This is a genomic window from Methyloceanibacter sp. (genome assembly GCF_035650995.1).
In the GTDB taxonomy this organism is placed as follows: domain Bacteria; phylum Pseudomonadota; class Alphaproteobacteria; order Rhizobiales; family Methyloligellaceae; genus Methyloceanibacter.
Map to the genome: position 1 here is coordinate 42,630 of NZ_DASRGO010000052.1, position 9,172 is coordinate 51,801.

A 9,172-nucleotide genomic window follows, 5' to 3' on the forward strand; every position below is an offset into this window, starting at 1 on the left:
AAGGATCGGGCATGACGGGGCACGCGGCGGTCGCGGGTGGCAATGGAGACGGCAAGGCAACGGCGCCCTCGTGGGGCCTTGGCCTCCTCCTCGTCGTCGGCGTTGGACTTGCTTACGGACTTGCCTATTCGACCTTAAGGCTATCGCTTTCCGACAACCTGCCGCAGGACGACGTCACCTCCAACGTCCTCACCCAGACGCTCGCGCTCGGCTACGTGCCGCGCCAGCCGCCGCTCTACGAATGGCTGCTGTGGTCGGTGCAACAGCTGACCGGCCCGACGCTGCCGAGCTTCCTCATCATCAAATACGGGCTGCTCACCGCCACAGTCGGCTTTCTCTACCTCGCCGCCACGCGCATCTTCAGCGAACGGAGCTTTACCGTTCTCGCCGGGCTTTCGCCCTTCTTCCTGTTCCAGTTCGCCTGGAACCTGCATGAGGGCGTCACCCACTCGATGGTTCTCACCAGCCTCGTGGCGGCAAGCCTGTGGGCGGTCATGCGCGTCGCCGAGAAAGGCCGCATCATCGACTATCTCCTGTTCGGGCTGATCGCCGGGCTCGGCCTCATCAGCAAATGGGGATTCGCCGCGTTTCTGCTGCTTCTCTTCATCGGCGCCATGCTGCAGCCTGCGCTCAGGAGGCGCATCCTTGCGCCGCGCTTTCTCGTGAGCCTCGGCACGATCGCAGTGGTCGGGGCACCGGTCGCCTATTGGCTCATCGCCGGCCAGCACGATCTCGTCGCGCTTTACGGCAGCGCGGTCGCGCCAAAGGCGCATGTGAATCGCTTGCGGGCGACGCTGGTTGGGCTCGGGCTTTCGATCTATGCGCCGCTCGGCTTCCTGTTTCCGCTCGACGCGATCCTGCCGGTCCTGTTTCCCGCCTGCGTGCCGAAGGCATGGTGCGACATCAAGCGCGCGGCCTCGCCGAAAGCGTGGGGAACAAGCGAGCCCGACTGGCCGCTCCTCATCCTCCACATGAGCATCGGCGGCTTCCTCCTGCTCATGCTCGGCGCGCTTCTAACCGGCGCCTCGCATTATCTCGAGCGCTACATGCATCCGTTCTTCCTGCTCACGCCGCTGTGGATGCTGAGCGTGGTGGCGCAGATGGACAACGCCGCGCGCAAGGCAAAGGTGCTTGGCGTCGTGCTCGCCGCATCGCTTCTCATCGTGTTCCCGATCAGGGTGAGGGACTCGCTTCACGCGATGGGACCCGACTGCAACAAATGCCGCATCGCGACGCCTTACGCCGGACTCGCCGAGGCGCTCGAGGCGCGCGGTTTCGAAGACGGCACCATCGTCGCCTTGAGTCGCCACGACGCCGGCAATCTTCGCCGATTCTTCCCCAACGCGCGCATCGTCTGCCTCGACCGGCCGAATTATGGGCCGCCGATGAGGGGGGTCGACGCGCGGTCTGAGGCGGTTGTCATCTGGCGCCCCGAGCAGGGCGAAGACATGCCAGCCATCGCCCAAGGCGAGCTCGATCGCCTCAAGGCAAGTCCCAAGGGCGCGGCAGAGCGGATCGAGGTGCCGTGGCAGCCTTATCCGGCCACCTCCAAGCCCAAGGAATGGGCCTGGATGATCCAGCTCTTCGCGCCGGGGGAGAAGGGCTGAGGGGCGCCAATCCCAGGCGCCAGCGGGGTTGCGCAAATCGATTCTTTGGTTATCGCCAGATGACCGGCAATGGTCAAAAAAATCTTGCCTGGCCTTTAGATTAACCAATTTGCCGCAGCTGCGCGTCGCAGTGTAAACCAATGTTACTCGGTGATTTAGATTTAGTGATCTTGCGTTAAGCATATGAATTCATGAGTTATTGAAAATGCTCCGTGATGATCTCCCGCACTTAGGGGAGATCATCAACAGTAGTGGTCAACCGTACTTCCAGAATATTCGGCTGGTCACAAGAGGACTGACAAAAAGGGGCAGGTAAAATGGCACGGATGGACATTTCGACGGAAAAGGCCGAGCTGGCGACGCAGACGGCCATGCCGGACGCGCTTTTCGAGCTCGGGATGCTTTATGCAACGGGCCGTGACGTGGAGGCCGACCTCGTGGCAGCCCACAAATGGTTCAACCTCGCGGCCGCGCGCGGCAATCGTTCGGCCTTGACCTATCGCCTCGAGCTCGCGCGGGAAATGTCCTCGGAGCAGATCGCGGAAGCGCAGCGGCTCGCCCGCGAGTGGCTGCAGACGCACTAGTCGACAATTCGCTTAAGTCGGGGAGGGGGCGGCGGCGTGCTTACTGCACGGTGTCGCTCGCCTCTTCGCGGCAGTGGCGGAAGAACGACCGCAGGCAGCGGTAGCTCTTGCGTGCAATGTTGCCCATGGCGCTGCTTGCGCGCTGCATCCGGCTGGGAGAATCGGCCGTGGCGGACGCGGCGTCGGCGGCCTGCGGCGTGACGGGCAACGGCTGGGCATCTTGGCTTGAGCCTCCGCCGAGCGCAGCTTTGGCGTTGCGCCACCCTTGGCGCGAGGCGCTGAGCGCTCGGCCGGTCAGTTCGACCATGGTCTTCGGCGTTTCCGCTTTCGGCTTCTCGAACGCCTGATTTTCGTGATTCATCCGCTTCATCAACGACTTGACGCGCGGGTCCTGGGCGATCTCTTCGGGGATCGCCGGACCATCATAGGTATAGACCTTGTCGATCCCGGCGCACGCTGCCGTGGCGTTCTCGGCCGAGCAGGAGGCGTGATGGCCCTCCTTGGCCGTGCGGATGACGCAATAGAGCTTGAGCGCGTCGCTCGGTATGGAGCCTTCGCCCGTGACCCGGCAGCGATAGACCTGGTCGGGACCGCTGCAGGCAACGCAAAAGCTCGCTTCGCCGGCCATTGCCGAGAGCGGAATTGCGCAGAGCACCGCCGCGAGCGCCGCGACCTTGAAGATTTGTCTGTTAGCGTGCCGGCCCATCGCGCGGCGCGCCCCCCTTCATTGTCGTTGCCGAAAAGTCTAGCACATCGCCTGATCTAAAGACATTCTTGAGCCGTCATTGTGGCCGCGTTTGGAAAACTTGCACGACGCGTTTTGGTTGCAGAATACGGCGTTGGATTTCTGCTTCGGCGGCCACCATCTATGCCAAAGTCTGCCGGAGACCGACTAGCGGTTGGCCGCAAGAGGCTCATGCGCTGCCCGGTTCCAGGCGAGTTGACCGGCCAGCACCGGATCAGTAAGCCTTCGTAGTCGTGGAGACGTGGCCGAGAGGCTGAAGGCGGCGGTTTGCTAAACCGTTATACGGTCAAAAGCCGTATCGAGGGTTCGAATCCCTCCGTCTCCGCCACCCTGCACGATTACGCTTCCATCCCCGCACGGTTGAACGCGAGCCGGCGCGTGCCGCCGTCTCCTTTGTCCTGAAGCGCAAAGCTCTTGAGAAACGGGGTCGGGCTCCCCCCTGACCCTCAACGGTCAGCGCTTCGGATTCGTCCTTGCTTTGTTGATTGACGCTCTGATCTGAGCGACCACCATTTTGAGGTCGTATGGTTTTTCGATGAACGGCTGGTCTTCGCACAGCTCCATTGCCGCTTCGGTCTTCCGGCCATCGCCGGAGGTGAGAATGACGGGCATGCCAGGGCGGTTCGCGTGAACCCACTTCGAGAGCGCAAAACCATCGACTGAGCCGGGCATCGAGATATCGGTGAAGACAAGATCGACGGCAACGTGGGCAGTGTCGAGGATGAGGATGGCTTCTTCTCCAGTCGAGGCTTCCAGCACCTTGTAGCCGCACTCCTGGAGATAGTCGGAGAGCATGGCGCGGATGAGAGCCTCGTCATCCACTAACAAAATAGTGGGCGCCCGGTTGCCGGGTTCCGGGGATGCGTCTCCTTTGTCTTGCGTCTTGGGAACCATCGTCTCGCCCCAAGATCGGTAACCGCCAGAAGCACTTAAAGTTCCATGCAGCATCAGCCCCTTCGATTAAGCGGCGAGGTTAGAGCTGATGCCGGAAAGCAAGACGGGGCGGACTCTGTTGGACCGCCAACGCGCCAATCCGTACCCGGCCGAACCCTCGGCCGAACTCGCGCGTTGTCGACCAAACAAAGGAGGTTCTGCATGAAACGTGTGCAACGCGACTATCTGTTTGGAGCGGCTGCGATTGCGGCGCTCTTTGCGTTAAGCCCTGCCTATGCCGGTTCGGATACGAGCGTAGAGGTCAATTCGGGCACTGGCGCGAGCGTGGAGGTCGAACAGCATCACGGCATCCTGCCGCGCAACCGCGGAGCGGAAGTGCACGTGAACACGCCGGCCCCGGATGTCGAGGCCACCGTTCCGCCTCCGAGCGGAGGAACGGTCGTCGAGGAGCATTCCGAAACGACAATCCACCACGACTGATGAAAACCGGCTCCCATTGCGATGCGCTGGCGACGCGATGGGAGCCGCCCGGCCGCCCGCCTTGGGTCGCTGTAGAGGCGGTGTTTGCGCTTAATGTGTCCCGCCAAGATCGCGACCCTCACGATGAAGACGTCTCAGCGCCCGCCGGGCGAGTTGACCGGGCGGCACCGGATCGCTAAGCCTTCCGTCGGAAGACGTGGCCGAAACGCCGAAGGAGCGGTTGGCTAAACCCTTATGCGGTCAAAAGCCGTATCGAGGGTTCGAATCCCTCCGTCTCGGCCACTCACCTTGCGCTGTCGCAACGTCCGGTACGGTCGCATCAGATCCGCGTCATAATGCGACCAACAACGGGGGGATGATGACCGCCATGCCGACCAAGCCGGGTTACGAGACCGATCCCCGTTTCGAGCGCGTCGCCGTGGAGCGGGAGCAGAACCGGCTCGCCGCCCGCGCGCTTCTCGTCCTGGTGGTCCTCAACGGCGCGGCCGCGCTGGTGCTCCTCGCCATTCTCGGCAAGGCCCCCGAATCCTCGGTCGAACCCAAGTTCGCCGCGGCGATGCTGTTCTTCGCGGCGGGAGCGATCGCGGCACTGTTCAGCGCCTTCGTCGCCTATATCAATCGTACGATCAGGCTCGAGGCGCCTCAGCGCCGCACGTTGCAAAATACCCTTCGCATCGTTGCCATTCTTGCCGTGATCGGGAGCGGCGCCTCCTTCCTCACCGGCATGAACATGGTTGGCGATGCGGCATCGGAGAAGTCGAGCTCCCATCCGAAGGGCCCGCGAGAGAAGAACGCTCCGCCCAAGCCGGACAACGCGCCGGCTAACGCGCCGAGTAGGCGGGCACCCCTCCAGAACGAAGCTTTGGCGCAATAGGACGTGCGCCTAGGGCGGTCCCGTCATCTGGCGGGTGAACTCATCCCATTTCTGCTTCAAGTCGGCGGTGAGGACGTCAAGCTTCTGCGAGACGACGTCCCAGTTCACCATGGGATGCGCGTTCGCAGGGTCCTCGCGCTGATCGGAGACATAGGCGCCCCCGATCGTGAGCAGCGAACCTAAGATCAAGCCAAGCAGAAACCGCATCGCCCACCCCGTCGAGTGCGATCATAGGCCACCGGGCCCTCGATAGGAAGCCGATTGGGCACGCCGCCAGCCTGCGCCGAATCCGCCGCCCAAAGAGGGTCAAGGGCGTAAATGATGGCGATCCTTGATCCGCGTCAAAGAGGGACCGGCACGGCACGGAGCATGGTGGGCCGGAAAAAGGGGATCAGACCATGGCTTCGATGCTTGAGCGTGAGGAGTGGAAGGCGTTTTCGGACTTTTCGGCGCTTGCGGCGGCGGGACTTCTCACGCTTCTCGGGCTTGTTCTTGCCATCGCGGGCAAGGACGCCGTCATCGCCTTCCACGGCTGCATCTTGCTCGGCGCGGCGGGTCTCTCCTTCCTCTACATCCTGACCCAACTCATCGAGAACAAGGAGCCGCGCGACAAGGGCGGGTACGCCGACGGCGTGATCCGCGCCGGCGTCATCGCCACCGTGTTCTGGGGGGTGGCCGGCTTCCTAGTCGGCGACCTTATCGCCTGGCAGCTCGCTTATCCCGTCCTCAATTTCGACCTGCCCTGGACGAGCTTCGGCCGGTTGCGGCCGCTCCATACCTCGGCCGTGATCTTCGCCTTCGGCGGCAATATCCTGATCGCGAGCTCGTTCTACGTCGTGCAGCGCACCAGCCGCGCGCGCCTCGCCGGACGCTGGGCGCCGTGGTTCGTATTCTGGGGCTATCAGCTGTTCATCGTGCTCGCCGCGACCGGCTACCTGCTCGGCGTGACCCAGTCCAAGGAATATGCCGAGCCCGAATGGTACGTAGACCTCTGGCTCACCGCCGTCTGGGTCGTCTACTTCCTTGTCTTCGTCGGCACGCTCGCCAAGCGCAAAGAGCCGCACATCTACGTGGCGAACTGGTTCTACCTCGCCTTCATCGTCACCATCGCCATGCTGCACATCGTCAACAATCTGGCGGTGCCGGTGTCGCTGCTCGGATCCAAGAGCTACATCCTCTATTCCGGCGTCCAGGACGCCATGACGCAGTGGTGGTACGGCCATAACGCGGTCGGCTTCTTCCTCACCGCAGGCTTCCTCGGCATGATGTATTACTTCGTGCCGAAGCGCGCCGAGCGGCCGGTCTATTCCTACCGCCTCTCGATTGTGCATTTCTGGTCGCTGATCTTCCTCTATATCTGGGCAGGCCCGCATCATCTGCACTACACCGCCCTGCCTGATTGGGCGCAGACGCTCGGCATGACCTTCTCGATCATGCTGTGGATGCCGTCCTGGGGCGGGATGATCAATGGATTGATGACGCTGTCGGGCGCCTGGGACAAGCTCAGGACCGATCCCGTCATCCGCTTCCTCGTCGTGTCGGTCGCCTTCTACGGCATGTCGACCTTCGAAGGCCCGCTGATGAGCATCAAGTCGGTCAACGCGCTATCGCACTACACCGACTGGACGATCGGGCACGTCCATTCGGGCGCGCTCGGATGGGTCGCCTTCATCTCCTTCGGCACGATCTATTGCCTCGTGCCGTGGCTATGGCAGCGGCGCGGACTCTACTCGCAGCGCCTGGTCGAATGGCATTTCTGGGTCTCGACGCTCGGCATCCTGCTCTACATCACCTCGATGTGGGTGTCCGGCATCCTCCAGGGCCTGATGTGGCGCGCCTACGACAGCTTGGGCTTCCTCGAATATTCCTTCGTCGAAACGGTCGCGGCCATGCACCCCTTCTACGTCATCAGGGCGACTGGCGGTCTCCTCTTCGTCATCGGCTCGCTGATCATGGTCTACAACGTCTGGCGGACCATTCGCGGCGACGAGCCGGTCGATGTGGTGGATCAACCGCGCATCGCGGCGGCGCCCGAGCTTCGGCCCGTGCCGGCTGAATAGGGGGAGGCAGGAATGGTCTGGGCAAAGCATCAAATCCTGGAAAAGAGCTCGGTCCTTCTTCTGATCGGCATCCTTTTGGTGGTTGTGATCGGCGGCATCGTCGAGATCGCGCCGCTGTTCTGGCTGTCCTCCACCATCGAGAAGGTCGAAGGCATGAGGCCCTATACGCCGCTCGAGCTTGCCGGGCGCGACATCTATATCCGCGAGGGCTGTTACGTGTGCCACAGCCAGATGATCCGTTCGCTCCGCGACGAGGTCGAGCGCTATGGGCACTACAGCCTGGCCGCCGAGAGCATGTACGACCACCCGTTCCAGTGGGGATCGAAGCGAACCGGTCCCGACTTGGCGCGCGTCGGCGGTAAATATTCCGACGAGTGGCACATCGCGCATATGACCGATCCGCGCGCCGTGGTGCCCGAGTCGGTGATGCCGGGCTACCCGTTCCTCGCAAGGCGCGAGCTCGACTACACGGACATCGCCGAGCGCCTCACCGTCCTGAGGGAGGAGGGCGTGCCCTACACCGATGAGGAGATCAAGGACGCCAAGGCCGACCTCGAGCGGCAGGTCGACCCCAATGCCGAGGGGCTCAAGGATTTCCTCGCCCGCTACCCCAAGGCGCAAGTCAGGCAGTTCGACGGCGACCCGCGCTATATCTCGGAACTCGATGCGCTGATCGCCTATCTGCAAATGCTGGGCACGCTCGTCAATTTCGCGACGTTCGATGCCGCCGGACCCAATCTCAGATAGGGGCGCGCCATGAGCTACGAGCAGGTTGCTTCGATCTCGCAGGTGGTGGCGCTGATCTTCTTCATCGTGCTGTTCGCCGCGGTCGTGCTCTACGCCTTCTGGCCCGGCAACAAGAAGCGCTTCGAGCGCGCGGCGAGGATGCCGCTGGAAAAAGATCCCGAGAACGACGAGAAAGACGGTTGAGCCCCATGGCCAAGAAACACGACGCGGCGACAGAGGTCGAGACCACTGGCCACGAATGGGACGGCATCGAGGAGCTGAACAAGCCTCTGCCGAAATGGTGGCTGTGGACGTTCTACGCCACCATCGTCTGGGCGATCGGCTACTGGCTCCTGATGCCGGCCTGGCCCTTGGTCTCGACCTATACCAAGGGCCTGCTCGGTTACAGCCAGCGCGCTGCGGTGCAGCAGCAGCTCGACGCCGCCAGGGCGGCGAAGGCGGTGTACCGGGAGAAGATCGCCGCAAGCGATCTCGCCGCCATCAACAACGATCCCGAGCTTCTCAATTTTGCTCTTGCCGGCGGCGAAGCCGCCTTCGGCGACAATTGCGCCCCCTGTCATGGGCGGGGAGCGCAAGGGGGGTTCGGCTATCCCAATCTCCGCGACGATTCCTGGCTGTGGGGCGGAACGCTCGACGCCATCCACCAGACCATCACCCACGGCATCAGAGCCAACGACCCGCAGACGCGCAGCCCCGGCGCGCAGATGCCGGCGTTCGGCAAGATGGGCGTGCTCAACGAGGGGCAGATCGGCGACGTCGCCGAATACGTGCTCTCGCTGTCGGGCAGGGCCGACGACCACGGCGCCGCTGACCGCGGGGCGAAGATCTTCACCAGCACGTGCGCGCCCTGCCACGGCCCCGACGGGAAGGGCAATCAGAAGATCGGCGCGCCCGATCTGACCGACGAGCTATGGCTTTATGCCGGCGACAAGGCGACCATCATGGCGACGATCAGAGGCGGGCGCGGCGGGGTGATGCCGGCCTGGGCCGGGCGGCTCGATCCCGAGACCATCAAGGAGCTCGCCATCTACGTGCATTCGCTGGGCGGCGGCCAGTAGGCGAGGCATCGCGAAAAATGATAATCGATAAGGTCCACAACGGTCCGGACGGCATCGCCGTTCCCGGGAACGCGCCGGTCGTTCGCATGGCGGAAGCGGCACCAGGTGTGGAGCGGAGCGAGG

The 9,172-nt window shown here is 63.2% G+C and carries 11 protein-coding genes and 1 tRNA gene; 9 read left to right on the forward strand and 3 right to left on the reverse strand.

Annotated features, from left to right (window positions below; translation table 11 throughout):
• Nucleotides 1-11: 11 nt before the first annotated feature.
• Together VFB18_RS04885 and VFB18_RS04890 are read left to right on the forward strand one after the other, a co-directional pair.
• A complete protein-coding gene (locus VFB18_RS04885) occupies nucleotides 12-1,607 on the forward strand; it encodes a glycosyltransferase family 39 protein (RefSeq protein WP_324971628.1) in 1,596 nt (531 codons plus the stop codon).
• A gap of 317 nt (nucleotides 1,608-1,924) precedes the next feature.
• Nucleotides 1,925-2,191, forward strand: coding sequence for a hypothetical protein (locus tag VFB18_RS04890; RefSeq protein ID WP_324971630.1), 267 nt, complete (start codon nucleotides 1,925-1,927; stop codon nucleotides 2,189-2,191).
• A gap of 40 nt (nucleotides 2,192-2,231) precedes the next feature.
• On the opposite strand, the gene VFB18_RS04895 is transcribed toward VFB18_RS04890, so the two are convergent.
• Nucleotides 2,232-2,897, reverse strand: a complete 666-nt coding sequence (locus tag VFB18_RS04895) for a hypothetical protein (protein WP_324971633.1) — start codon at nucleotides 2,895-2,897, stop codon at nucleotides 2,232-2,234.
• A gap of 274 nt (nucleotides 2,898-3,171) precedes the next feature.
• Between VFB18_RS04895 and VFB18_RS04900 the strand changes: the two genes are divergently transcribed.
• Nucleotides 3,172-3,264: transfer RNA gene (locus tag VFB18_RS04900), tRNA-Ser, on the forward strand.
• Nucleotides 3,265-3,389: 125 nt separating this feature from the next.
• On the opposite strand, the gene VFB18_RS04905 is transcribed toward VFB18_RS04900, so the two are convergent.
• Nucleotides 3,390-3,830: a response regulator gene (locus VFB18_RS04905; protein WP_324971636.1), complete on the reverse strand. Its 441-nt coding sequence runs from the start codon at nucleotides 3,828-3,830 to the stop codon at nucleotides 3,390-3,392.
• Nucleotides 3,831-4,031: 201 nt separating this feature from the next.
• Here VFB18_RS04905 and VFB18_RS04910 point away from each other — a divergent pair, with 201 nt between their 5' ends.
• Together VFB18_RS04910 and VFB18_RS04915 are read left to right on the forward strand one after the other, a co-directional pair.
• A complete protein-coding gene (locus VFB18_RS04910) occupies nucleotides 4,032-4,310 on the forward strand; it encodes a hypothetical protein (protein ID WP_324971639.1) in 279 nt (92 codons plus the stop codon).
• 358 nt (nucleotides 4,311-4,668) lie between these two features.
• Nucleotides 4,669-5,184, forward strand: a complete 516-nt coding sequence (locus VFB18_RS04915) for a hypothetical protein (RefSeq protein WP_324971642.1) — start codon at nucleotides 4,669-4,671, stop codon at nucleotides 5,182-5,184.
• A gap of 9 nt (nucleotides 5,185-5,193) precedes the next feature.
• Here the strand turns inward: VFB18_RS04915 and VFB18_RS04920 are convergent, their stop codons facing one another.
• Nucleotides 5,194-5,391 (reverse strand): hypothetical protein, encoded by a 198-nt coding sequence (locus VFB18_RS04920; RefSeq protein ID WP_324971645.1) that lies wholly within the window; start codon nucleotides 5,389-5,391, stop codon nucleotides 5,194-5,196.
• Between the two features lie 200 nt (nucleotides 5,392-5,591).
• Between VFB18_RS04920 and ccoN the strand changes: the two genes are divergently transcribed.
• The 4 genes from ccoN to ccoP are packed head-to-tail and all read left to right on the forward strand — an operon-like array spanning nucleotide 5,592 to nucleotide 9,049.
• Complete coding sequence (ccoN, locus tag VFB18_RS04925) at nucleotides 5,592-7,244, forward strand: cytochrome-c oxidase, cbb3-type subunit I (protein WP_324971658.1); 1,653 nt, start codon at nucleotides 5,592-5,594, stop codon at nucleotides 7,242-7,244.
• 12 nt (nucleotides 7,245-7,256) lie between these two features.
• Nucleotides 7,257-7,991, forward strand: coding sequence for a cytochrome-c oxidase, cbb3-type subunit II (gene ccoO / locus VFB18_RS04930; protein WP_324971648.1), 735 nt, complete (start codon nucleotides 7,257-7,259; stop codon nucleotides 7,989-7,991).
• A 9-nt stretch (nucleotides 7,992-8,000) separates the two neighbouring features.
• Nucleotides 8,001-8,174 (forward strand): cbb3-type cytochrome c oxidase subunit 3, encoded by a 174-nt coding sequence (locus VFB18_RS04935; protein ID WP_324971651.1) that lies wholly within the window; start codon nucleotides 8,001-8,003, stop codon nucleotides 8,172-8,174.
• A gap of 5 nt (nucleotides 8,175-8,179) precedes the next feature.
• The gene (ccoP, locus tag VFB18_RS04940; protein WP_324971653.1) at nucleotides 8,180-9,049 is read left to right on the forward strand and encodes a cytochrome-c oxidase, cbb3-type subunit III; all 870 of its coding nucleotides are present in this window, start codon (nucleotides 8,180-8,182) and stop codon (nucleotides 9,047-9,049) included.
• Nucleotides 9,050-9,172 lie beyond the last annotated feature (123 nt).